Origin of the sequence: Acetobacter pasteurianus (assembly GCF_009914215.2) — a bacterium.
In the GTDB taxonomy this organism is placed as follows: Bacteria; Pseudomonadota; Alphaproteobacteria; order Acetobacterales; family Acetobacteraceae; genus Acetobacter; species Acetobacter pasteurianus.
Genome location: NZ_CP039846.2, coordinates 2205293 through 2230358 on the forward strand (window position 1 = coordinate 2205293; position 25066 = coordinate 2230358).

At 55.0% G+C, this 25066-nt stretch carries 19 protein-coding genes; 16 read left to right on the forward strand and 3 right to left on the reverse strand.

The window, feature by feature from the left end; translation table 11 throughout:
* Window positions 1–34: 34 nt before the first annotated feature.
* Complete coding sequence (mutS, locus tag FCN51_RS23810) at window positions 35–2689, forward strand: DNA mismatch repair protein MutS (RefSeq protein ID WP_160257035.1); 2655 nt, start codon at window positions 35–37, stop codon at window positions 2687–2689.
* Window positions 2690–2694: 5 nt separating this feature from the next.
* Window positions 2695–5685, forward strand: coding sequence for a [protein-PII] uridylyltransferase (locus tag FCN51_RS23815; RefSeq protein WP_160257036.1), 2991 nt, complete (start codon window positions 2695–2697; stop codon window positions 5683–5685).
* 4 nt (window positions 5686–5689) lie between these two features.
* Here FCN51_RS23815 and FCN51_RS23820 read toward each other — a convergent pair whose 3' ends face one another.
* Window positions 5690–6562, reverse strand: coding sequence for an NUDIX hydrolase (locus FCN51_RS23820; protein WP_160257037.1), 873 nt, complete (start codon window positions 6560–6562; stop codon window positions 5690–5692).
* Between the two features lie 181 nt (window positions 6563–6743).
* On the opposite strand from FCN51_RS23820, the gene FCN51_RS23825 reads away from it, so the two are divergent.
* The 5 genes from FCN51_RS23825 (at window position 6744) to FCN51_RS23845 (ending at window position 12787) form a co-directional block, all read left to right on the forward strand.
* The gene (locus tag FCN51_RS23825; RefSeq protein ID WP_173402450.1) at window positions 6744–8495 is read left to right on the forward strand and encodes an ABCB family ABC transporter ATP-binding protein/permease; all 1752 of its coding nucleotides are present in this window, start codon (window positions 6744–6746) and stop codon (window positions 8493–8495) included.
* Window positions 8496–8591: 96 nt separating this feature from the next.
* Complete coding sequence (locus FCN51_RS23830; RefSeq protein WP_003624084.1) at window positions 8592–8885, forward strand: hypothetical protein; 294 nt, start codon at window positions 8592–8594, stop codon at window positions 8883–8885.
* Between the two features lie 117 nt (window positions 8886–9002).
* The gene (rpmB, locus tag FCN51_RS23835; RefSeq protein ID WP_003624085.1) at window positions 9003–9308 is read left to right on the forward strand and encodes a 50S ribosomal protein L28; all 306 of its coding nucleotides are present in this window, start codon (window positions 9003–9005) and stop codon (window positions 9306–9308) included.
* Between the two features lie 229 nt (window positions 9309–9537).
* Window positions 9538–11625 carry an elongation factor G gene (gene fusA, locus FCN51_RS23840; RefSeq protein ID WP_014456963.1) on the forward strand — a complete coding sequence of 696 codons (2088 nt, stop codon included), beginning with the start codon at window positions 9538–9540 and terminating at the stop codon, window positions 11623–11625.
* A gap of 136 nt (window positions 11626–11761) precedes the next feature.
* Window positions 11762–12787 (forward strand): alpha/beta fold hydrolase, encoded by a 1026-nt coding sequence (locus tag FCN51_RS23845; protein WP_160257039.1) that lies wholly within the window; start codon window positions 11762–11764, stop codon window positions 12785–12787.
* Window positions 12788–12835: 48 nt separating this feature from the next.
* On the opposite strand, the gene FCN51_RS23850 is transcribed toward FCN51_RS23845, so the two are convergent.
* Entirely contained in the window at window positions 12836–15634 is a 2799-nt protein-coding gene (locus FCN51_RS23850; protein WP_160257040.1) for a phosphoenolpyruvate carboxylase, read from the reverse strand.
* 169 nt (window positions 15635–15803) lie between these two features.
* Here FCN51_RS23850 and FCN51_RS23855 point away from each other — a divergent pair, with 169 nt between their 5' ends.
* The 9 genes from FCN51_RS23855 (at window position 15804) to FCN51_RS23895 (ending at window position 23814) form a co-directional block, all read left to right on the forward strand.
* Window positions 15804–17102 carry a DUF445 domain-containing protein gene (locus tag FCN51_RS23855; RefSeq protein WP_035362284.1) on the forward strand — a complete coding sequence of 433 codons (1299 nt, stop codon included), beginning with the start codon at window positions 15804–15806 and terminating at the stop codon, window positions 17100–17102.
* Window positions 17103–17225: 123 nt separating this feature from the next.
* Window positions 17226–17690 carry an SUF system Fe-S cluster assembly regulator gene (locus FCN51_RS23860; RefSeq protein ID WP_003624091.1) on the forward strand — a complete coding sequence of 155 codons (465 nt, stop codon included), beginning with the start codon at window positions 17226–17228 and terminating at the stop codon, window positions 17688–17690.
* Between the two features lie 3 nt (window positions 17691–17693).
* On the forward strand, window positions 17694–19184 hold the full coding sequence (gene sufB, locus FCN51_RS23865) for a Fe-S cluster assembly protein SufB (protein ID WP_003624092.1): 1491 nt from the start codon (window positions 17694–17696) through the stop codon (window positions 19182–19184).
* A 13-nt stretch (window positions 19185–19197) separates the two neighbouring features.
* Window positions 19198–19968: a Fe-S cluster assembly ATPase SufC gene (gene sufC, locus FCN51_RS23870; RefSeq protein WP_019088379.1), complete on the forward strand. Its 771-nt coding sequence runs from the start codon at window positions 19198–19200 to the stop codon at window positions 19966–19968.
* A 17-nt stretch (window positions 19969–19985) separates the two neighbouring features.
* A complete protein-coding gene (sufD, locus tag FCN51_RS23875; RefSeq protein ID WP_201762633.1) occupies window positions 19986–21248 on the forward strand; it encodes a Fe-S cluster assembly protein SufD in 1263 nt (420 codons plus the stop codon).
* The gene (locus tag FCN51_RS23880) at window positions 21248–22495 is read left to right on the forward strand and encodes an aminotransferase class V-fold PLP-dependent enzyme (RefSeq protein ID WP_003624095.1); all 1248 of its coding nucleotides are present in this window, start codon (window positions 21248–21250) and stop codon (window positions 22493–22495) included. The genes sufD and FCN51_RS23880 overlap by 1 nt, the downstream gene beginning before the upstream one ends.
* Window positions 22492–22944 carry a Fe-S cluster assembly sulfur transfer protein SufU gene (sufU, locus tag FCN51_RS23885; RefSeq protein ID WP_160257042.1) on the forward strand — a complete coding sequence of 151 codons (453 nt, stop codon included), beginning with the start codon at window positions 22492–22494 and terminating at the stop codon, window positions 22942–22944. The genes FCN51_RS23880 and sufU overlap by 4 nt, the downstream gene beginning before the upstream one ends.
* Window positions 22931–23419, forward strand: coding sequence for an SUF system Fe-S cluster assembly protein (locus FCN51_RS23890; protein ID WP_003624097.1), 489 nt, complete (start codon window positions 22931–22933; stop codon window positions 23417–23419). The genes sufU and FCN51_RS23890 overlap by 14 nt, the downstream gene beginning before the upstream one ends.
* A 26-nt stretch (window positions 23420–23445) precedes the next feature.
* A complete protein-coding gene (locus tag FCN51_RS23895; protein WP_003624099.1) occupies window positions 23446–23814 on the forward strand; it encodes a HesB/IscA family protein in 369 nt (122 codons plus the stop codon).
* Here FCN51_RS23895 and FCN51_RS23900 read toward each other — a convergent pair.
* The gene (locus FCN51_RS23900; RefSeq protein ID WP_003624102.1) at window positions 23768–25066 is read right to left on the reverse strand and encodes a class I SAM-dependent RNA methyltransferase; all 1299 of its coding nucleotides are present in this window, start codon (window positions 25064–25066) and stop codon (window positions 23768–23770) included. The genes FCN51_RS23895 and FCN51_RS23900 overlap by 47 nt on opposite strands.

Consider the following 25066-nt stretch of genomic DNA (forward strand, 5'->3'; position numbering starts at 1 on the left):
TTGCCGCTATGTGAGAGCACTTTATGATAGCGGCATGACACGCATTTCCTCCAAAGGCGCTACGCCAGCAATGGCGCAGTGGTTCACCCTCAAGGCCGAAAATCCTGAAGCCCTGCTGTTTTTTCGCATGGGCGATTTTTACGAACTGTTTTTTGATGATGCCACGGCCGCAGCGGCTGCGCTGGATATTGCTCTAACAGCACGCGGCACACATGCGGGGGAACCGATTCCCATGTGTGGGGTGCCAGTGGCGGCAGCTCCGGCTTATCTTGCGCGTTTGATCCGGCGCGGCTTCCGGGTGGCGGTGGCAGAACAGACTGAAACACCCCGCAAAGGCAGGCCCGCAAACAAGGGGCCTCTGGCGCGTGGCGTTGTAAGGGTGATTACCCCCGGCACGCTAACAGAAGATGAACTGCTGGAGCCTGGGCGCTCCAACCTTTTGCTCGCATTGGCGCTCACAGCGCCACAAACAAAGGGGAAAGGCAAAAAAGCCGAGGCATCCTTTGCCGATACAGTTATTGGCGCCGCGTGGATTGATGTTTCAACCGGGTTGTTTGAAACCGAAAGCCTGACGGGCAAAGGGCTTCCTGCGCTTTTAGGCCGTCTGGACCCTGCGGAAATTCTTGCACCTGCCGTTCTTAATCTGGCGGATTATGAAGCCCGCCGCGCGCCAGAAACCGTGGCATCGGGCGCAGATACGGCACGCCAGCGTCTGGCTAGTGCTTTTGATGTGGCCAGCATAGAAGCCTTTGGCACCTTTACCGATGAAGAAAGTGTGGCCGCTGCCATGGCGGTGGAATACGTTCAGCGCAGTCAGGCAGGCAAGCTGCCGCGTCTGGCACATCCTGTTCCGCAAAATGAAAGTGGTATTCTGGGCATAGATCCGGCCACACGCGCCAGTCTGGATATCTTGCGTGCGCGGGACGGAGGGGATGAGCACACACTATTTTCTGCGGTAAACCGTACGGTCAGTGCCGCAGGGGCACGTATGCTGGCAGAATGGCTGGCAGCCCCACTTACACATGCAGGCCAGATAGCCGCACGGCAGGAAGGCTGGTGGTGGCTGAAGGAAGATGCGTTGCGGCGCGAGGCGTTGCGCGGAACACTTAAAAAAGCTCCAGATATTGCACGTGCGCTCGGCCGTTTATCCCTTGGGCGTGGGCAACCGCGAGATCTGGCCGCTATGCGCGATGGCCTTATGGTGGCGCGGGAGGCTGCGCGTATTCTCACGGCTGCTGATGCTTCATTGCCTCCGGCGTTATATCAGGCGGTTACACGTTTGGGTGGCGGGCAGGCGCTGGAGGCCGAACTGGCGCGCGCGCTGGCGGAAAACCTTCCAGCTAGGCTGGATGATGGCGGTGTTATTGCGCAGGGCTATGATGCCAAGCTGGATGAATACCGTGGATTGCGGGATGATTCACGCCGCCTGATAGCGGGCTTACAGGCCAAATATGCCGCGCATTATGGGCTGAACAGCCTTAAAATCCGCCATCATGCGCAGCTTGGCTATGTGATGGAAGTGCCCGTAGCAGCCAGCGCCAAACTTAAGGACAAGCCAGAACTTATCTTGCGGCAGGGCACAGCCAGCAATGCGCGTTTTGCTACAGAAGAACTCTCAACGCTGGATGCCCGCATAACCGAGGCCGCAGAAAAAGCATCCCAGCGTGAAAAAGAACTGTTTGGCGCGTTGGTTGAACAGGTTTTGGCGGAACGCAGCATGCCTGTTCTGGCGCAGGCTTTGGCTGTGCTGGATGTTTTGCAATCCTGCGCAGATCTGGCTGGTAATGGCACATGGTGCCGGCCAGAGGTGACGGAAGATTTTGCCTTTGCGCTGGAAGGATGCCGCCACCCGGTGGTGGAAGCCGCCTTGCCAGCAGGTACGCGTTTTACACCCAACACGTGTGATCTGGCACCGCAACAGCGCGTTATGCTGTTAACGGGGCCGAATATGGCCGGTAAATCCACCTATCTGCGCCAGACAGCACTGGCGGTTATTCTGGCGCAAGGTGGTTTTCCCGTTCCGGCTGATAGAGTGCGAATCGGGGTGGTGGATCAGCTTTTTTCCCGCGTAGGGGCTTCGGATGATCTGGCGCGTGGGCGCTCCACCTTTATGGTGGAAATGACGGAAACCGCCGCCATTCTTAACCAGGCTGGCCCGCGTTCCCTTGTTGTGGTGGATGAGATCGGGCGCGGCACGGCCACGTTGGATGGTTTGGCAATTGCATGGGCTGTGCTGGAGGCTTTGCACTCAAGCGTGCGCTGCCGTGCAATCTTTGCAACGCATTTCCATGAACTTTCGCGCTTGGTGGATACACTCCCGCGGCTTTCCCTGCATACTATGGCGGTGCGGGAATGGCGGGGGCAAATTGTGTTTTTGCATGAAGTGCTTGCAGGATCAGCCAAAAAAAGCTGGGGTGTACACGTTGCGCGATTGGCTGGTGTACCGCACGCTGTGGTGGACCGGGCCGGGCGCCTGCTGCGGGAGTTGGAACGTGCTGAAAATACAATACCCGAACCGCTTCCGTTGTTTGACACGCAGAAGACATTACCCCCTGAGCCCCAAAATACGTTAAGTAAACGTTTGATGGACATTGACCCAGATAGCCTGACCCCACGCGCAGCGCTGGATCTTCTGTACGAATTGCGCAAGGAAGCCGCGCAGGAAGAACACGCACAGGCAGCAGGCTAGATACCATGACGCCAGACCCCATTCAGGAGCAGAACTCGCCTCTCATGCCCACCCCTTCCGTAGAGCCTGCCGCCGCGCAGCAGTCCGACATGACCATGCTGGCAACCCTAACGCCAGAAATGCTTTCTGCGTGTCTGACGCGGGAATTAAGAGACGCAACACCGGAAGATGCGGCTATTCCTGAACGGGATGATGCCGTTGCCATTTTCCGCCGGCATCTGGGGCGCTATCAGGCAGATATACGTAACCGGTTTGAGCGGCATGAGCTTAAAGGCGCTGGGGCAGCCAAAAAAATAGCTGTTTTTACCGATGTTATGGTGCGCGCCATTGTTGATCTGGCCGTACGCGCCACTATTGGAGCAGGCATTGTAGAAAGCGGGGTGCTTCCCAGCTTTGCCATAGCCGCGACAGGTGGTTATGGGCGCGGGCTCTTGGCGCCGTTCAGCGATATTGATCTGCTGTTTCTGGTGGCGGAAGAAAGTGCAGAGCGCGCACATCCGCTGATTGAATACGTTCTGTATTTTCTGTGGGATCTGGGTGTGAAGGTGGGGCATGCCACCCGCACCATCAATGAATGTATTGAAGAAGCTAAAAAAGACACCACAGTGCGCACCGCGCTGCTGGATGCACGTTTGTTGGCCGGGGATTCTGCCCTTTTTGCCACGTTTGAGGCCCGCTACATTCTGGCTTGTGTGGATGCAGGTGCCGCTGGTTTTATTCATGACAAGCGCCGTGAACGTCTGGAACGTCACCGGCGGTTTGGTGATAGCCCATATCTGGTAGAGCCCAACATAAAGGAAGGGCGCGGGGGGCTGCGTGATCTGCAAACCCTGTATTGGATGTGCCGCAACACTTTTGGCACGCGCCACGTCAAAGACTTGCTGGTCCCAGAATTTATCTGGATGGGCTTGCTAACAGAGCAGGAAGCTGCACGCGCCCGCCGATCTTGGGACTTTTTGTGGACGGTGCGCCTACACCTGCACTACGTGGCGGGGCGTGCGGAAGAACGGCTGACCTTTGATATGCAGCCCGTTATTGGTGCACGCATGGGGTATACCCGGCATGGGCGGCAAAATGGGGTGGAGCGCTTTATGCGCCATAACTTCCTGACAGCACGGGAAGTTATGCGGTTAACCCATGTTCTGGAACCCGCAGTGCTGCGGCAGGCTCAGGGGCCGGTTGCTAATGCTGCCAAGCCAGATGAAGCCATGCGGCAAGCCGGATTTACCCTGCTTGACGGACAAATTCTGCCTGATCGTGGCGTAAGTTTCGATCAAGAACCCATTAAAATGATGCAGATTCTGGATTGGGCGCGCGTGCGCCGCCGTCCGCTGCATCCGTTGGCCCGGCATCAGCTTATCCGGTGGGAACGCAGGGCCACCAGTCTGCGGGATAATCCGGAAGCTTCTCGCATTTTCCTTGATCTGCTGTGTGGTGATGAGTCCGTCGTGGAGCAAAAGCCACGTCGCCGCCCCGCAACGGCTGCTGTGCCGTCTGTAGTGGAAGAAAGTGGTCTGTCTTACTCTGCGGCCTATGGGGAATATCCGCCCGCAGGGCATGCACACTGGCTGCACATTCTGAACGAAACCGGCATTTTTGGCCGCCTGATTCCAGATTGGGCGCGTATTGTCGGGCAGATGCAGTTTGATACGTACCATGTGTTTACTGTGGATGAGCACACCATAGAAGCCGTGCGTATTCTGGATGAAGTGGCTTCTGGTCGCATGGCGGATGAAATCCCCATTGCTTACGAACTGGTAAAAGGGCTGCATTCCAAACGGGCGTTGTATATGTCCGTTCTACTGCACGATGTTGCCAAAGGGCGGGGTGGGGACCACTCCGAAATTGGGGCGGAAATTGCGGCTGAACTCTGCCCGCGTCTTGGCATGTCCGGTGAAGAAACAGAAACTGTTTCATGGTTGGTGCTGCATCATCTGTTGCTCAGCCATACGGCGTTTCAGCGCGATATTGATGACCCCAAGACTATTCTGGATGTAGCAGACATAGTGCAGTCTCCAGAACGGCTGCGTTTGCTGCTACTGCTGACTATTGTGGATATGCGTGCCGTAAGCTCCCGCGTGTGGAACGCATGGAAGGCCACGCTGCTGCGTGAGTTGTATGTGCGTGTGGCAGAAGTTCTGGCCGGTGGCCTGGCTACTACGGAACGAGATGTGCGTGTGCGGCATGCCAAGGAAATTACGGCCGACATTCTGACAGAAGAAGGTGTTCCTCAAAAAGATATCGAACGCTTTTTGGGGCTGGGCTATGCAGGTTACTGGCTTTCCTTCGATTATGAGACACATCGCCGCCACGCACGGCTTATCCGTGCGGCAGATGCCAAGGATGCACCGCTTACAGTAGAAGTGCTGCCTTTGCCTGCGCGTGGGGTTACGGAAGTGACCATTTACACGGTGGACGTGCCGGGCCTGTTTTCCAAAATAGCAGGGGCCTTGGCATTGGCCGGAGCTTCCATTGTGGATGCGCGCATTCATACCATGACACACGGTATGGCGCTGGATACGTTCTGGATTCAGGACACCTCCGGCCAAGCGTATGAAGAAACGCACAAGCTTGCCCGTCTGGCATCGCTGATCGAGCAGGGGCTAAGCGGCCATATTGATATTAGTGAAGAAATTGCGCGAGCCGGATTTGGGCACATGCCCATGCGCATGCGCGCTATTCATGTGCCGCCGCGCGTGGTGATAGATAATGGAATTTCCAACACCTACACCGTTATCGAAATCAACGGGCGCGATCGTCCCGGCCTGCTGCATGATGTAACGGCCGCCATGAGCCGTGAGAACCTGCAAATTGCCTCTGCCCACATCACCACCTATGGCGTGCGGGCAGTGGACGTTTTTTATGTGAAGGACCTGTTTGGTCTGAAAATCACGGATAAAAAACGTTTGGAGGAAATCCGTGAGCGCTTGCTGGCCGGGCTAAAAGAAGCAGAAGCCGAGGCCAGCGCTTGTGCAGATGCGCGCTATTCAGCCTGAAATATCAGGCTGAAACAGGATGATGGCCGGGGCTGGCTGCGGAAAGACCGTGGTTAAGCCCCGCCCGTAGCTGCTGGCCTGCGGGTGTGTGGGCGTCTATCAGGCCGTGGCGCAGGAACAGATCAATCAGCACCAGATTGACGTTGAATTTAAATTCATCCGTATCGCGCACAATCTGAAACACTTTAGCCAAAGGCAGCAGAGCGAAAGATTCCACCTCGCCGTCTGCAGCTTCTGGTTTGAAGTCTTCAGGTAGATAGAGATCATAGCAGACTAAAATATCCCGCCTGAGCCCTTCAGGCCGCTCCATGGCATAAACTAGGTGCCCTGTTTCCTGTGCCTGAGCCACAAGATCGTGGGGGATGCTGGCTTCTTCCGCTGCTTCCTTGATCAAGGCTTCACGCGGTGTGTGGCCAGCAGGTACGCCGCCAGCTACCAGATGGTCCAGCTTGGAGGGATCCAGCCGCTTGTTTGCGGCACGACGGCCTGTCCATAGGTGCAGGCCATCTGCTTTGCGCACCAGCCCGTTCATGTGCACGCCTGTGGCAACCAGCCCAAAAAGAGGCAAAGCACCGCGGTCAATGCGGGCAATGGCGGGTTCCCCAACGTCTGTTCGCACATCAAACAGCTCGTGGTGGGAGCGGTAAAAACCTTCCTGCGCCAAAGCTTCACCCAAAGCTTCCAGTTTGCTTGGGTCTGGCAGGTTAAAGCTGGTTGCACGGTTGCCCAGACCTTCTTTTTCCAGCCTGTCAAATAGTTCTGGCGTAATCCATCCGGCAGCAGTACCCGCCAGAGAAAAAGGGGCACGTTTGCCAGGAATGATAGCAGTGTTGCACTGCTTGAGATGCCGAAGAAAAGGCGTGATGTCGGAAGACATGGAAACAAAATCCTGTTGAACTGTGCCTAGCGTGTCTGGGGCTGTTATCGGGTGTGGCAAAGGCGGTGGCAAGGTGTGGCGGGGTTGCAAAATGCGCCCAGCATGGCACATGCGGGTTATGCCACCACGTCGCGCGGCTGCCGGGCCGCTCAAAAAGCCGGTTTCCATAACACTTTCGCGTTTGCTGCCATATTTGTGGCCACAGGAAAATCGTGCCCTGCGTTGGCGGGTTGTTCTGGTTCTTGTGGTCATGCTTGGGGGCGAGCTGGCCACACTGGGCATTCCGCTGGTTTATAGCCGTGTGGTGGATCGGTTTACGCACCCGCATTCTCTGGCTATGGCGCCTGCGGCTTTGATTCTTTGTTACGGATTGGTGCGGCTGGTTTCTGCGGCCCTTACCAATTTGCGAGATGCGTTATTCGCACCAGTTCGGTTCCGGGTGGCAAGGCAGGCGGCTTACCGCAGTTTTGAGCACATGCATGCGCTTTCCTTGCGCTTTCATCTGGATCGCCGCACCGGAGGGGTCACACGCGCTATTGAGCGCGGCACAGAGGCGGTGGAAACACTGCTGCGGATGATCATGTCCATTTCTCCCACCATCTTGCAGGCAGCACTGGTGATGGCGGTGATCTGGCGTGTTTTCAACTGGCAGTATGTGGCGCTTATGGCGCTGATGATTGCGGCTTATATTCTGTTTACCGTGCGGTTTACATCTTGGCGGCTCGGAATCCGGCGCGAGATGAATGAAACCAACAGCGAGGCCACAGGCAAAGCGCTAGACAGCTTGCTGAACTACGAAACCGTAAAATATTTTGGGAACGAGAAGCACGAAGCCCAAAGATATGACAGCGCCCAGGCGCGTTATGAACAGGCTGCAAAAAAAACGCAGTATTCCTTGGGTTTCCTCAACTTTGGGCAAGCCGCCATTATTGCCCTGTCTCTTACCGCCATAATGCTACTAGGTGGGCATGATATTGAGGCCGGGCGCATTACGGTTGGCGAGTTCGTTATGGTCAACACGTATCTGCTGCAGCTTTATGGGCCACTGAATTTTCTGGGTTCCGTTTATTCCGCCATTCGTACCGCATTGGTTGATCTTGAGCACATGCTGGGGCTGACGGAGGAAGAAGTGGAAGTGGCAGATCCTGCGCATCCTCTCCCTATTGCCACACGCTTGCAGGTTTCTGCACCAGCGCGCGTGGCGTTCAGAGATGTGCATTTTGGATACCGGCCCGAGCGTGAAATTTTGCACGGTATCAGCTTTGAGGTGGAGCCGGGCCGCAAGGTTGCCATTGTGGGCACCACAGGGGCAGGGAAGTCCACTATCAGCCGGTTGCTGTTCCGATTTTACGATGTGTGGTCGGGTGCTGTGCTGGTGGATGGGCACGATGTGCGTGATTACCGGCAGGCAGATTTGCGTGCGGCCATTGGTGTTGTGCCGCAGGATACCGTGCTGTTTAACGAGAGCATTGGCTACAACATTGCCTATGGGCGGCTGGGGGCTACGCCTGCAGAGGTGCAGCACGCGGCCCAACTGGCGCAGATACATGATTTTATCATGTCCTTGCCTGAAGGGTATGAAACACAGGTGGGTGAGCGCGGGTTAAAACTTTCTGGCGGAGAAAAGCAGCGTGTGGCCATTGCCCGCACGATTTTGAAAGACCCACGCGTTCTTGTGCTTGACGAGGCCACGAGTGCGTTAGACACACATACTGAAAAAGAAATACAGGCAGCGCTTAAAACGGTTTCAGCACGCCGCACAACGCTTGTTATCGCCCATCGTTTGTCCACCATTGTGGATGCAGACGAAATTTTGGTTATGGCCAAGGGGCATATTGTTGAGCGCGGCACGCATGCAGCCCTGTTGGCCCAGAATGCGGTGTATGCATCCATGTGGGCCGCTCAGGGGGGAGAAAGCGGGCAGGAGACGTGATAAAAGGCGTAGGCCTGCTGGTAAGGCTTGGCTGTGTCTGACGAATCGCGCGCCCGCAGATGATGTGGGCCGCAGAAAAATGAAGGATCAAAAGAGATGACCGAAACAGCAGGGCAGACTCCCGAAGCAGGCCCGAACATGGATGTGCCCGAAGATCTGGCGCGGTGCGATATGGTCATTCAGCACGCCATTGAGCATCTGCGGAATGAAAAATATCCTCCGCTGGCAGTGGCCTCTGCTCTTCTGGGTAATTCTGTAGGTATTCTTGCCCAGATTATGGACAAGGACACCGTTTTGCGCATTCTCGACTCAGCCGCCCAGAGCGTTCGATCAGGTGAAGTACATGCGTCTGTTCGGGCACAGACCGGGCAGGAAAACGAGAAAGCCTGAGCACAACCCTTGACTGAAAGCCGTGGCTAAGCCATAAGCCGCGCCAATCCTGAATGTGGTCGCCGGGCGCTTGTCTCGGCCCTCTGTTCCTATTTTGTATAAGACAAGGATGAGACAATGTCCCGTCGTTGCCAGATTACCGGCAAAGGTGTGCTGACCGGAAACAACGTCAGCCACGCTAACAATAAATCCCGCCGTCGCTTCCTGCCTAACCTGCAGGATGCTTCCTTGGTTTCTGAAACTCTGGGTTCTGCCGTGCGTATGCGCGTAAGTGCCCGTGGCCTGCGCACCATTGAACACAATGGCGGTCTGGATGCATTCCTGCTGAGCACGCCTAACCGCAAGCTTCCTGAAGAAGCACAGGTCATCAAGCGCCGCGTTCTGCGCGCTCAGGCCAAAAAACAGGCAGCCGCAGGCGCCTGATTCAGGGGTTTACCTTATTCAGTGGAGCCGGCTCTATTCACTTCGTGGGGTAGGGCCGGTTTCTGCGGTGTAGATGTCTGGCAAGGTGTCAGGCATCGTCGTCTATCGGCCGGTTTCCGGCAGCCGGGTTTCCTGAAGATTTTAACATCACAGGTGCCAATACGGTGCACGGCGGCCACAGGCGCGAAGGGATTCCCATTCGCGCCTGACCTGTTTTCTGGAGGTTTTCGTGTCCGCCACATCCGATCTGTCCAAGATTCGTAATATCGGTATTACCGCGCATATTGACGCAGGTAAGACGACCACGACCGAACGTATGCTGTACTACACCGGCGTGTCCCATAAAATTGGTGAAGTGCACGAAGGTAATACCACGACTGACTACATGGCTCAGGAACGTGAACGTGGTATTACCATTACGTCCGCTGCCGTGACCTGTGAATGGGCAGGCCACCGTATCAACATTATTGATACGCCCGGACATATCGACTTCAACATCGAAGTGAACCGCTCCCTGCGCGTGCTCGATGGGGCCGTGTTCATCATTGAAGGTGTGGCTGGTGTGCAGCCGCAGTCCGAAACCAACTGGCGTCTGGCAGACCGCTACAAGGTGCCTCGGATCATCTTCATCAACAAGCTGGACCGTACCGGTGCAGACTTCTACCGCGCATTTGATACGCTGAAAGAAAAGCTGGATATCGTTGCTATCCCGCTGCAGCTGCCAATTGGCGCAGAAGACAAGTTTGTTGGTGTTGTCGACCTGGTGGAAATGAAGGCCATCGTCTGGGAAGGCGGTGAACTTGGCGCGAAGTTCCATGACGAAGAAATTCCGGCTGACCTGAAGGAAAAGGCTGCAGAAGCACGCCAGAACCTGCTGGATACAGCTCTGGCTGTTGATGATGCAGCCATGGAAGAATACTTCGAAAAGGGTGACGTTTCTGTTGAAACCCTGAAGCGCTGCATCAAGAAGGGTGCCATTTCCGGTGAATTCCGTCCGGTTCTGTGCGGCACGGCGTTTAAGAACAAGGGCGTGCAGCCTCTGCTCGATGCCATCATCGACTACCTGCCGGCTCCGAATGACGTTGAAGGTATTCGTTGCGCTCCGCCGGAAGGTGAAGAAGAAGACGAAAAAAACCAGCCCATCATTCCGGTTGACCCCAATGGTAAGTTCGCTGGTCTGGCCTTTAAGATCATCAACGATAAGTACGGCACGCTGACCTTTGTGCGCGTTTATCGTGGTGTGCTCAAAACCGGTGATACGGTTCTGAACACTACCAAGGGCCACAAGGAACGTATCGGCCGTATCTATCAGATGCATGCTGACAAGCGTGAAGAACTGACAGAAGTGCACGCTGGTGACATTGCTGCGTTTGTGGGCCTGAAAGACTCCCAGACAGGTGATACACTGGCAGATCCGGCAGATCCGGTTGTTCTGGAACGTATGTCCTTCCCTGTTCCGGTTATCGACATCTCCGTCGAACCGAAAACAAAGGACGCAGTGGAAAAGATGACACTGGCCCTGCAGAAGCTGGCTGGTGAAGATCCCTCCCTGCAGCTCAAGACCGATCAGGAAACAGGCCAGACCATTCTGTCCGGCATGGGTGAACTGCATCTGGACATCATTATCGACCGTCTGCGTCGTGAATATGGTGTGGATGCAAACGTGGGCGCACCGCAGGTGGCATACCGTGAAACCATCACGCAGCCGCATACGGAAACCTACACCCATAAAAAGCAGTCTGGTGGTTCCGGTCAGTTCGCTGAAGTGAAGATCGAGTTCCAGCCGGTTGAACGTAACGAAGGTATCCTGTTCGAAAACAAGGTTGTTGGTGGTGCTGTTCCCAGAGAATACATCCCGGCAGTTGAAAAGGGTATTCGCGTTCAGTCTTCCACAGGTGTGCTGGCAGGCTTCCCGACAGTGGACTTCAAGTTCACGCTGCTTGACGGTAAGTACCATGACGTTGACTCGTCCGCTCTGGCGTTTGAAATCGCCGGTAAGGCCTGTTTCCGCGAAGGTATGAAAAAAGCTGGTCCAGTTATTCTGGAACCGATCATGGACGTGGAAATCACCACCCCGAACGATCACGTTGGTGACGTGGTGGGTGACCTGAACCGTCGTCGTGGCATGATCCAGAGCCAGGAAACCTCCGGTTCCACCGTTATGGTTCGTGCTTATGTGCCGCTGAAAGAAATGTTCGGTTACATTTCTCATCTGCGTTCCATGACGAAGGGCCGTGCTTCCTTCACCATGCAGTTCCATCACTACGATCCGGTGCCGCGCAACGTTGCTGAAGAAATCATGGCTCAGTCCAAGTAATTTCAGCCGTTTTTCGGTTTCGGAATATAAAGGCCGCTCCCTGCAAAGGGGGCGGCTTTTTTATTGTGCAAAACCAGATTACGTTGCGTGCGCTAAATACAAAGCGGCATGTTACGGCATAACCCGAGTATTTGTGATGGCGCAGAAAAGAAACGGAAAGACAAGCAAGATGCCAAAGCTGTTTGAATGTGCAACCGATGAGACAGCGCAGAAAACACGGGTAAACCGGCGTGCGCTTATGCAGCTTGCGCTGGGGGGCATGGCATCGGGCCTTGTTGGGCATAAAGCTTTTGCACAAGCGCCTTCATTGGCCTTTGCTTCTTCTTCCGTAGATAAAATGCCGCCCATCAACGGGGTATATGATTGGCGTGCTCTGCCTCCCACACCGTTGGCGCTGGAAGCTGAAAGTGGTGGCTTGCCGGTTGATACGGGCATGGTGCCGGCACAGGGTAAGGCCCAATTATATTACGCATCGGCCGGGGAAGGTGTGCCCGTCATGCTGCTGCATGATGGTTTGGCAAACTCCAATTATATGGGAGATCTTGCCCGTGCACTGTTGCGCGCCAGGTGCCGTGTGATTGTTGTGGATATGCGCGGGCATGGGCGCAGCACAATGGGCGCTTTGCCTTTGGGGTATGATCTGCTGGCCGATGATGTGCTGACAGTTATGGCGTTCCTGCACCTCCGGCGCGTCGCCTTGGTAGGGTGGGGTGATGGTGCCGTGCAGGCGCTGGATGTTGGTATGCGGCATCCCAGTAGTGTCAGCCGGATATTTGCGTTTGCACCGTGGAGCACTCCAGATGGTCTGCTCTCTCGTGCAGGGGATATCCCTGCTTACAAATCCTTTATGGAAAGAACGCGGCAGGAATACAGGCAGCTTTCCTCTACGCCGCATCGGTTTGGGGATATGGAAGCCGCAGTGCAGGCCATGCGTGGCAGGCAACCTAACTGGACAGATGCAGATCTTATGCGGGTAACAGCACCGCTATGGGTTGCTGCTGCCGATCATGATGGTGTTGTGGGGCGTGTTCAGGCCGAGCATATGGCCGCTACGGTAGAAGGGGCGGGGCTTTTGGTGTTGCCCAATACCAGCCACTTTGCCTTTTTGCAGAATCCGCAGCTATTTACGTTGGCAGTAGAAAGTTTTTTGGGCGGACGGTAAACCATATGGGGCTGCCGTTAAGGCAGCCCCTTTCCGGCCAAAGGGCCCTCAGCCAAAAGCGCCAATATTGTGCATGATGGCGACGCTGATTTCACGAATAAGTTCAAACATCCGTTGCATGGGTACAAAGATGTCTCTGTGCTCTCGCTCGTAAATACCTTCTTCGCGCGGGCCACGTGGTTCATGAAAATCAAGGTTGGTTGGGCCCGTGCCGGTGGGGAAGATATGCTCAAGCTCTTCCAACACTGCCGGAATATCCAGACACAGTATGTGCTGCATCATGACATCATGGTTAAAGCCGCCACGTGGCATGAAGAAGGGTACACGGCATGCCAGCAGCCATATCTGCTCAATAAGCATAATACGAATGGCGTGCAGAAGCCGGATCTGTGGTTCCGTGCGCGGTGCATGTTCCCACGCTTCTCTCAACGCAAGATGGTCGGCCTGAATACGGCGGAACATGGTGAGTAGTTCGGCAGACAGATCAAGCTTTTCCAGATCCTGCATCAGGGAGAGAAAAGCCTTCCGGCGTGCTGGCGTTTTTTCCTCTGTGGCGCGGTCGAGCCAGAAGCCGGGGTCTAGCAAACAGACAACGCTTTTCAGCACCTTATCATCCGAGCAGCTCAGGCCATGCTGGGCAAAATCCAGAGCACGATGAAAGCGCGGGCTGGATGTGCGGAATGTTTCAAAGGTTTCCGGGTGGCGGCGTACGGCTGCCCCCAAGCCCTGCAAGGTGTTGGCGCACCATCCGAGCTGCTGAAGAATTGCGTTGTTAGGGATGGCGCGGAGCTGGCTGGGGTGGGTAATGCGCTTGTGGGTGGCGCTTTCTGCACTTTGACGAGCAGGGGGACGAGAGCCGGTTCTATCAATAAGGGATGGCCCAAAAGCGCCCAGCAGCGCAGCATAACCGGGGTCTTCCACCAGTTTTTTCATGCCCTCGCTAATGCTGGAGAAGAAATCAGCCGAAAAATCAGGCTGATCATAAATGGGGTCTTCTTCCTGCCGTAAGGGCAGAAATAGGTTTTCCGCAATAGTGGCCAGCGTAGCGCCTGCCAGTTCTGGCGTGCCAAAAAGCAGATAACCATCACCACCCTGAAAAGCCGTTTCCTCACGGCAGGCAATGCCGGTGGTTTTAAACCGTGCACGCACATGCGGCGGAGAAAGGTAATCCAGCCGATCCGCCATACGGAAGGGGTGCGCGCCGCGACCAATGCTTTCACCGTGCGTATCAAAAAACACCACGGTGATATCCTGCATGTCCCACCGCACCAGCAGATCATGAATACGCAGGCGCAGGCGCTCTATCAGATACGTTGCCGCCAATTGGCCAACATATCGGCCAGAATCGGAATATCCAAACTGGAAGCAGATACGGCCAATACGGCGGATATAGGCACGCCATGCGGGAGAGCGCAGGGCTTCTTCCACAATGTGCTCACCGTTCATGAGCGCATCTTCGGTTTCAAACAGCGGCGAGATTTCAATTTTATCCGCCACACCAAAGCAGGAGGCCACCCACAGGGCCGAGAGCAACGTGTAACCGGTTTCTGTTTCTGCAATCAGGAAACGAACAGGTGTATCGGAATCGATAAATTTGACCATTTGCGCAATGGTCATCATCAGCCGTCCAGCACTGGAGGGGTCGCTCAGCAGCGCGCCAAAGTCCACAGGAACAGGTGTTACAGCTTCCAGCGCTTCGTTAATCTGGTTCAACAATGCCCGACGATGTGCCGGGTTGTTGGGGTCATCCAGCAGGTTCAGCTTCTGGCGAACGAAGTTGTGTATCTGGGAGGCATTAAGTCGCACATGCGTATGCGCAAGGCCCAGCCCATGCGCCACAAAACCCGCCCGGGCCACTGCTAGTGGAATGCGTGCAGAGGGTGGTGCGCTATTGATGGCGGTTTCAAGCAAGCCATCCAATTCTGCTGCGTGTGTGAGTGCTGTGTCGCGCTGAGAAACCAGAAGTTTTGCAAAATGGGCTACAGCCTGGGCATCACTTGGGCCAGCAGGAACGGCGCTAATCTGTTCCTTTACGCAGGCAATAGCCCGTTGCAGCTTTTCTGTTAGCTCTGGGGCTAGCAAGCCCTCGTGCATGATCTGGCTTTCCAACCGCATCAGTTGGAACAGTTTCATACGCAAGCGCAGGCGCAGGGTGTCCCACCAGCCAATATCAGTGCGGCCATCGGTATCATAGCCAACCCAACTGGTTGCAATAACCGGGCAGGGCTTCAGGCTTGTCCATTCCTGCGGCCAACGTGTGGCGGCTTCTTCCAGCAGGGCAGTGGCCAGCAGATCCATGGCATCCCGAGCACGGGTTATGGCTTGCGCGGCCAGTGTAAATTCTTCTTCCAGCGTGGGTGGGGCAGCGCGTCTGTGCGTTTCAAAAAACGGTGCTTCCTGCGGGGGAATGGCTTGAGATGCACTTTCTGCCAAAGCCGCATACACAGGGTTGCTCAGGGCAAACGTGGGGTGCGCAGTAAAAACCGCGGCAAACTGAATGGCGGAGATGCGTGCCTGATACTCTGCAAAAGAACCGGTTGGGCATGCTTCGGCTATCGCACGTGCAACATTGCGGAGCTTCTCTTTAGTGGCTTCCGTTGTCGCGCCACCTACATAGCGATGCAGCTTACGGGCGCGCGCCAGAAAGGCTTCATCGCGCAGCTTTTGCACAAGGCTTGTAATATCTGTTTGCGAGATTTCCTCGCGGCTCAAAGCTTCTCCAAGTCGGAGCGCAATGCCCATTACAGGATTTGTGCCTTCAGCTGCTGTGCCAGCATCTGGGTGCGCAGTAGCGGACGCAAGGACACTGTCCAAACGGGAAGGAGAAGATGTGTTATCCATAGTCATAAGGGCGTCCTGAAGGTTCCTGTAATAAAACAGTTATAAAGCCGGAATGAATCGAAATAACAACGAAATAGCTTGAAAAGAGTGATGAACAACTTTTCACGTCTATGTTTTGTATGCAACCAGCTCACGCACTCTTGGGGGTGTTTGCGCACAGTGCTATTGAGGGGTTATGACATCTCATCCTCATCAGGACGCGGATTTCGCTGCCCGCCAGACACTGCGGCGATACAAAAATGCAGCTACAGGGCTGGTTGGCCTTATGGCTGGGGTAACGGTGCTGGGTTACGCAGCACCAGCCGCCGGATGGGTGAGGGACGGATTCTGGCTTGAAATGCTGCGGGCTGGTGCGCGGGCTGGCGTTGTAGGCGGTCTGGCGGACTGGTTTGCCGTGGTGGCGCTGTTTCGTCGGCCTATGGGGCTGCCCATTCCGCACACTGCTATTTTACCTGCGCAAAAGGATAGGCTTGGCCGGGCATTGGGGCGGTTTGTTGCCGGGCAGGTATTTACCCAAAAGGAAGTTGAGCGCGTATTGGGGCAGGTAGATCTTCCTGCTTTTATGGCGGATATGCTGGATGACCCCGGCACGCGGGATGCCTTGGTAAAATCCATAACACGCTCTTTGCCCCAGATGCTGGACAGGCTGGAAGATGGTCGCGCCAGCAACGCGGTTGCTCGGGTTATGCCCAAGCTGTTGGGGGGCAGTAATCTGGCGCCTATTATTGCGCGCGCCCTGCGTAGCCTTGTGGATGATGACAAGCATCAGGAAGTGCTCTCCTTCCTGCTTGAGCAGATCAAAGACGCGCTACAATCCAAGGAAGGCGCATTGCGCCAGATGATTGAAGAACGCGTGCGTGAGCAGGGTGGGCGTTTACTGGGGTGGGCCATAGGCGGTTCCATCGCCACCAAGGTTCTGTTGGCAGCGGCCAAGGAGCTTGAGCGAATCGACCCACAGAACTCCAGCATCCGTGAAGGCTTTACCAGTTGGGTGCGTGGTCAGATTGACCGCATAGAAACAGACCCGGAAAAGGGCAAAGAGTTTTCCCAAACCATCATGGGCGTGCTCTCCCATGAAAGTGTTGTGGGCTGGTGGGGAGATATCTGGCAGCGCTTCCGCCGCATGGTGGAAGCGGATGTGGAAGATCCGGAAGGTCGCATTGCATCGGTAGTGCAGGATGCACTTGAACGCATGGCTGCCCAGATGCGCTATGATCAGAACATGCGGCAACGGATTATGGATAGCGTGAACCGCACTGTTCTGAAGATGCTGCCGTTCCTGCGTGAGCGTATGGCGGAGTTTATTTCCCGCGTGGTTTCAAGCTGGAATGCTGTTGAAATAGCTGAAAAACTGGAACTTCGGGTTGGTAAGGATCTGCAGTTTATCCGGTTTAATGGTACCCTTGTTGGGTTTGGTGTGGGGGCGCTGCTTTTTGCCGTGTTACGGCTTCTGTTCGGGCTGAATGCCCAGTAGGGCGATCGATCACGTTTGCGCTGGATGCTTTTGTGCGCTTGTTTTGGGTTGACGCAAGGGCAGTGTGTCGCCATGTATCCGAAACAGGACCGCTCAGGTCTTTAATTGGGTCAAGGGCAGATAATGCTGAAACTTTCCCGCCTGGCGGATTATGCAATCGTCATCTTGGTGAAACTGGGTGAACAGGAAGGCGTTGTTACGTCTCCAACACTTGCAGCCATTACAGGGGTGCCAGAGCCAACAGTGGCCAAGGTGCTTAAAGTGTTGTCTGCACATGGTTTTGTGCTTTCCCAGCGCGGGGCAAAGGGCGGGTATCGCCTTGCCAGACCGTTGGCAGATATTTCTGTAGCCAGTGTTATTACAGCCGTGGATGGCAAGATTGCGCTAACAGCCTGTGTAGATGGCGGAGAGTGTGATACCGGCGTGTCGTGCGGTCTGTGTGGCAGCTGGGATACCATCAATCAGGCCATACGAACCACGTTGGAGGGCATTTCCTTGGAAAGCATGCGCAGCAAGGCATCGTGTTTTTCAAACATGCCACGATCCAATACGCAGCCCAGCGCTGCTATGCCACGTGAGGGGATCTGAACCATGCCGGCAGTTACTGAAACCCGCGAAGCGGTCGAAAAGCTCGGCCAGTCCACCTACAAGTGGGGCTTTGAAACAGATATTCAGATGGACCTTGCCCCGAAAGGGTTGAATGAGGACATCGTACGCCTGATTTCTGCGCGTAAGAACGAACCAGAATGGCTTCTGGAATGGCGGCTGACGGCATTCCGCAAATGGCAGTCCATGAAAGAGCCTACGTGGGCCAAGGTTTCTTACCCGCCGATTGATTATCAGGATGCGCATTACTATGCCGCTCCGCGCAAGAAAGAAGGCCCAAAATCTCTGGATGAGGTTGATCCGGAACTTCTGAAAACCTACGAAAAACTGGGTATTCCCCTGCATGAGCAGGCTCTGCTGGCTGGTGTGGAATTGCCTGAAGGTGAAACAGCACGTCCGCCAGTTGCCGTAGATGCGGTGTTTGATAGTGTTTCCGTTGTCACCACCTTCCGCAAAACGCTGGAAGAAGCGGGCGTGATCTTCTGCCCGATTTCTGAAGCCGTGCAGGAACACCCAGAACTGGTGCGGAAATATCTCGGCAGTGTGGTGCCAGTGGCAGATAACTTCTACGCCGCACTGAACTCTGCCGTGTTTACCGATGGTTCCTTTGTTTACGTGCCCAAAGGGGTGCGTTGCCCAATGGAGCTTTCCACCTACTTCCGTATCAATGCGCGCAACACAGGGCAGTTTGAACGCACCCTGATTGTGGTGGAAGATGGGGCTTCCGTTTCCTATCTGGAAGGCTGCACAGCCCCCATGCGGGATGAAAACCAGCTTCACGCAGCTGTGGTGGAACTGGTGGCAATGGAAGATGCCTCCATCAAATACTCCACAGTGCAGAACTGGTACCCTGGTGATTCCGAAGGGCGTGGCGGTATCTACAACTTTGTGACCAAGCGTGGCGCATGCCGTGGGGCACGCTCCAAAATTTCCTGGACACAGGTGGAAACAGGTTCTGCTATCACATGGAAATATCCATCCTGCATTTTGCAGGGTGATGGATCTGTGGGTGAATTCTACTCCGTGGCTGTTACCAATAACTGCCAGCAGGCAGATACGGGCACGAAGATGATCCACATCGGGCGCAACACCCGTTCTACCATCATTGCCAAAACGATCAGTGCAGGGCGGTCAGATAGCACGTATCGTGGTCTGGTGCGTGTGCAGCCCAAGGCTTCTGGTGCACGTAACTTCACTCAGTGCGATAGTTTGCTGATTGGCGATGAATGCGGCGCGCATACTGTGCCGTATATCGAAAGCCGGAACATGGCAGCGCGTATTGAGCACGAAGCCACAACATCCAAGATTTCAGAAGATCAGCTTTTTTATTGTCGCCAGCGCGGCCTGTCTGAAGAAGACGCGGTCGGGCTGATTGTAAATGGTTTCTGCCGGGATGTTCTTAAGGAACTGCCCATGGAATTTGCTGTGGAAGCACAGAAGCTGTTGCAGATCAGCCTTGAAGGCAGCGTAGGTTAAGGGAGTACAGAACATGAGCCAGTTTTTGGAAATTTCCGGTCTGTGCGCCCGGATTGATGCCGATGGGCAGGAAAAGCAGATCCTCCGCGGTGTGGATCTCACCATTCCGCCGGGTGAAGTGCATGCCATTATGGGGCCAAACGGGTGCGGCAAATCTACCCTTTCCTATGTTCTGGCTGGGCGTGAGGATTATGAGGTCACGGCCGGGGCCGTCACTTTCAAGGGGCAGGATCTGCTGGCTATGGAGCCAGAAGAGCGTGCCGCGGCTGGCCTGTTTCTGGCATTCCAGTCTCCTATCGAATTGCCGGGTGTAAATAACGCCAACTTCCTGCGTACGGCGGTCAACGCAGTGCGCCGCGCCCGTGGGCTGGAAGAACTGGATGCTGTTGCGTTCCTGAAAATGGCGCGTGAGGCAGCCAAGTCTCTCTCCATGGCGCCAGATATGCTCAAGCGTAACGTCAATGTCGGTTTCTCAGGCGGTGAAAAGAAGCGCAATGAAGTGTTGCAGATGACACTTCTTCAGCCTTCTTTCGCCATTCTGGATGAAACCGATAGCGGGCTGGACGTGGATGCCCTGCGTATTGTGGCGGAGGGGGTGAACCGTCTGCGCTCACCAGATTTCTCTGCTCTGGTTATTACACATCATCAGAAGCTGCTGGATTATCTGGTGCCAGACCGCATTCACGTTATGGCCAAAGGGCGGATCATTCTGTCTGGTGGGCCAGAACTGGCCAAGAGAATTGATCAGGAAGGCTACACCAAGTTTCTGGCGGAGGCGGCGTGAACGCGATCAGCAAAGATATGAGCGGCCCTCTGTCTTCGTTCGCGCAACGCCTGAACGATGTTGAGGGGGCAGAGCGGCAAGCAGCCATTGGCGCACTGCTCAGAACCGGCCTGCCAGACAGGCATGTAGAGGCATGGAAATATACCAGCCTACGCCCGTTGTCGGCGCAGGAATTTCAGGCTCCGCCCGCGCAATATGATGCAGTTCAGGCAAAAAGCCTGCTGGATAACCTCCTCAGCCAGCACGATGCCGTGCAGGCTCTGCCGCGCATTGTGTTTGTAAATGGCCGGTTTGTAAAAGACCTTAGCCTTCTGCCTGAAGGTGTGGATGTTTCCTTTTTCAGCCAGAATAGTCTGACATCAGATGTGCAAGCCAGCCCGGACAGAGATCCTCTGGTCGCACTGAACACGGCTTTGGTGGATGATGGGGCTATATTGCATGTTGCCAAGGGTGCGGATGCAGGGCGTGTGCTCCTGATCTCCTTGGGTGTTGCCGGGGATTCTGCCATTTCTTTCCATCCACGCCATAACGTGGTGTTGGAGGAAGGGGCGCATCTTGCCTTGCTGTCACTCAGCGCAGGCGTTGGGCCGTATTTCCATAACCCGGTTACGGAAGTAACGGTGGGGGAAAAGGCTAAGCTCTACCACACCACTTTGCAGACCGAAGGGCCGCAGGCCATAGCACTGGCAACAACCTATGTGCAGGTTGCTGGGCATGGCGTTTACAATAGCTTTGCCCTTGGTTTGGGGAGTTTGCTGTCTCGGCATGAAGTGCATGCACGGTTGAATGCACCCCATGCTCAGTTGCATGTAAATGGTGCGCAAAACCTTGCTGAACATCAGGTAGGGGATATTACCAGCGTCATCACCCATGCTGCTTCGGACTGCATTTCCCGCCAGACTGTGCGGAATGTGCTGGATGGTCATGCACGAGGTGTTTTTCAAGGTAAGGTGCTAGTTGAGCAGGTTGCCCAGAAAACCGATGGTTACCAGATGAATCAGGCGCTTCTGCTTTCTGAAAACGCAGAAATTGACGCAAAGCCTGAGCTTGAAATCTACGCGGATGACGTGCGTTGCAGCCACGGGGCAACAGTGGGTGCGTTGGATGATGACCAACTGTTTTATATGCGCAGCCGTGGTGTGCCAGAGGCACAGGCCCGCCATATCTTGATTGCAGCGTTTCTGGATGAAGCTCTTTCTCTGATTGAAGATGAAACGGCGCAGGAATATTGCCGCGCCATGCTGGCAATCCGTTTTTCTGCTGAAAGGAAGGCCGCGTAATGTCTCATCCTTCTATTACAGACACATCCGGGCTGGATCTGGCTGCTATTCGTAAGCAGTTTCCTATTCTGTCCGAAAAAGTGCACGATCGCCCACTGGTGTTTCTGGATAGCGCTGCTTCGGCCCAAAAGCCGGATGCCGTTATCAATGCCATGGTGCACACAATGCACCATCAGTATGCCAACATTCACCGCGGCCTGTATTGGCTAAGTGAACGTGCGACCGAGGCCTATGAAGCTGTAAGGGATCAGGTTGCGGGCTTTCTGAACGCACCGTCGCGGGAAGAAATTGTTTTCACCCGTAACAGCACAGAAGCCATCAATCTGGTTGCGTATTCCTTTGGTTCACTGCTTACGCCGGGGCAGGCTGTGGTTATTTCCGAAATGGAACACCACGCCAACCTGGTGCCGTGGCAGATGCTGCGCGACCGCATGGGCATTGAGTTGCGCATAGCCCCGATTACCGATGCCGGTGATCTGGATATGGAAGCGTTCGGTCAGCTTTTGTCTGATGGCAAAGTTGCGCTTGTTGCCATCACCCATATGTCCAACGTGCTGGGCACCATTACGCCAGCGCGCCAGATTGCCGATATGGCGCATGCAGCCGGAGCGCTGGTGCTGTTTGATGGGAGCCAGGCAGTCGTCCATCATCGGACAGATGTGCAGGCTCTGGGGGCAGATTTTTACACCTTTACCGGGCACAAGCTGTATGGCCCAACTGGCATTGGCGTTTTGTGGGCGCGGCGTGCACTGCTGGAAGATATGCCGCCATTCATGGGTGGGGGAGATATGATCTCCACCGTGACGTTTGAAAAATCCACATGGGCCAATGTTCCGCACAAGTTTGAAGCGGGTACCCCTGCAATTGTTGAAGCTATTGGCTTGGGTGCTGCCATTGAATGGGTGGAAAAGTTTGGTTTTGATGCCATTGCGGCGCACGAACAGGCTTTAACCAGTTATGCACTCCAGCGTCTGGCTACTGTTCCAGGGCTGAATGTTGTTGGGCAGCCCAAAGAGCGTGGGGGAGTTATTTCCTTCACCATGGCAGATGTGCACCCGCACGATATTGCCACTTTGCTGGACCGTAACGGTATTGCCGTGCGTGCAGGCCATCATTGTGCAGAACCGCTTATGCGGCGTTTGGGGCTAACAGCCACAGCACGCGCCAGCTTTGGTATTTATACCTTGCAGGAAGAAATAGATGTGCTGGCCGATACGTTGGTGCGTATCCGGGAATTTTTTGTGTGACACAAACCGTGCCGGATTCTGATGCCCTGTATGACCGTATGATTGTGGAGCGTGCACGCGCTCCACAATATGCGGGTAAACTCGAAGCACCTTCTGTGCAGGGCGAAGGCAAAAACCCCATGTGTGGGGACAAAACACGGGTGGATATCGCGCTAGATGCAACCCATATCCAGAGTGTGCGCCACACCACACGAGGGTGCGCCATTTGCGCAGCAGCAGCTGATTTAATGGCGCAACAGGTTTCTGGTTTGGATGTTGCGCAAGCTGTCAGCCTATCTGGTCGGTTTTCTGCCATGCTGGTGGGGGAGGCTTCTCCTGCAGCAACGGCGGATACTTCATTAGGGCCGTTAGAGGTTTTCCAGCCTCTGCGGTCTCACAAGGCACGGATACGATGTGCCGAACTGCCTTGGATTGCGTTAAAGGAGGCGCTTTCTCATGCCGACGTCTGAAGACGTGCATGCTCCCGTTCTGCCAGAGGTAGAAAAGGAAGCTAAAACAGCAGAGGCTTCTGCCGATGTGCTGCATGCTGATCATGCGCCTGCCGGAGATGAAGCCGGAAAAGTAGAAAGCTGGACACCGGATGAAGGGGCAGAACAATCTGCCAAGCCTCCGGCTGCCGGTGCTGTTTCGGAAGATGCGGTGATTGAGGCGATTGCCACAGTGCATGACCCGGAAATTCCGGTAAACATTTACGAACTCGGCCTGATTTACGCGATTGATCTGTATGATGATGGCCGCGTGCGTATTGAAATGACACTGACAGCCCCCAACTGCCCCAGCGCGCAGGAACTGCCTGTGCAGGTAAAGGAAGCAGTGGAAAAAGTGCCGGGCGTGAAATCTGCCGAAGTAGAAGTGGTGTGGGATCCGCCGTGGGATATGTCGCGTATGAGTGATGAAGCCCGTCTTGCGCTGAACATGTTCTGAACCGCAAACTCAGGTGAGGGTATAAAATGTCTCAGAAAACGGCTGCGGCTCCCATAAAGCGGGAGCTTCCTCCTCTTATGCGGGTGTCCCAGGCTGCGGCAGACCGGTTGCAGCATTTGTATGCTACGGCACATGCGGGCCAGTTGCTGCGTATTTCTGTAAGCACCAAAGGCTGCTCCGGCAAAGCATATGACATGCAGTTTGTAGATGCACCGGGCGCAGGGGACGAGGTGGTGAAAGACCACGGCGTAACTCTGCTAGTAGATCGCAAAGCTACGCTTTACCTGATTGGGTCTGAAATGGATTATCAGGAGGGTGATCTGGAAGCAGGGTTTGTGTTTGCTAACCCTAACGAGAAAGGCCGTTGCGGCTGCGGCGAGAGCTTTCACGTTTAAAGCTGCAAACAGCTTCAATTTCTGCAGACCATAAAAACTGGTCAATTACCGTCACATTTTCCACTGTATATCCGGCTTTGGCCAGCAGGCTAGCATCCTGCGCCAAGGCTGCCGGGTTACAGCTTACGTACACAATGTGGTTAGGTAACCCTTGCGCAATCTGGCGCATTTGCAGCTTTGCCCCTGCATGTGGAGGATCCAGCACAACCACAGCAGAGGCTGCTATTTCCTTAGCCAGCAGAGGCTGATGGTTCAGATCTCGGCAGAATGGGCTGATACGTGTGCCGCCAGTTGCCTTTTTTAGAGCCTCTAGGGCCGGAGCATAACCTTCGTAAGCGTTTACGCGGGCATGTTCTGCCAATGGAAAGGTAAGGGTGCCACAACCAGCATAAAGTTCGGTGATAACATCCCGACGGTTCAGCTTGGTTGGCAGGCTTTTGACAACTGCTTCCTGAATATATTGTTCGCTCTCACGCGTTGCCTGAAAAAAAGTTCCGGCTGGCGGCGCAATTTGGTGGGAAGCGATTGTCTGAACAACAGAGCCCGATTGTGCAGCAACTTCCGGCAACCCTGTATCTTTAATCTGCTGCCAGCTAATGCGCGGAATATGCTGTTCTGTAGCTAATTGCGCCAAACGGACACGATCTGGCGCGGTCAGTGGTCCATCTGTTTGCAGCAGAACATCCAGCCCGGAATCCAGCAGATTGATATGCAAATTGGCTTCACGTCGAATGGCATTTAAGCTGCGGAGCGTGGCCCGAAAAGCGGGCAGGGCAGCCAGAATATCGGGGTGCAGCACAACGCAGGTAGTAAGATCCGTAACCTCATGGCTGTTGCGTGCATGAAGCCCAATCATAATGCCATCAGGCTGACGTCTTACTGCCAGATCTGCTCTACGGCGTGAATGCGGCTGTACCTGTTTGGCAGAAAAAGCCGGAAGGTTACTAAAACCGGCCTTTTGCAAAGCGTGTTGAACGGTAGCCACTTTCCACTGCAAAATAGCAGCGGGCTTTACGTGTTGAAGCGTACAACCACCACAGTGTTCGAACAGAGAACAGGGCGGTATTTGCCGGTCTGGTGAAGGCTGAAGCACTTCAGCAAGTCGCCATTTTCCCTCTGAATCTTTCGTCAGACGGATATGCTCACCAGCAAGGGTTTCTGGAATGTAGGCCATGCGCTCATCTGGTGTACGCACGGCACCATCGCCCTGCGTTGCCAGATAAAGAACGTCCGTATCGTAGGTTTCAGTCAC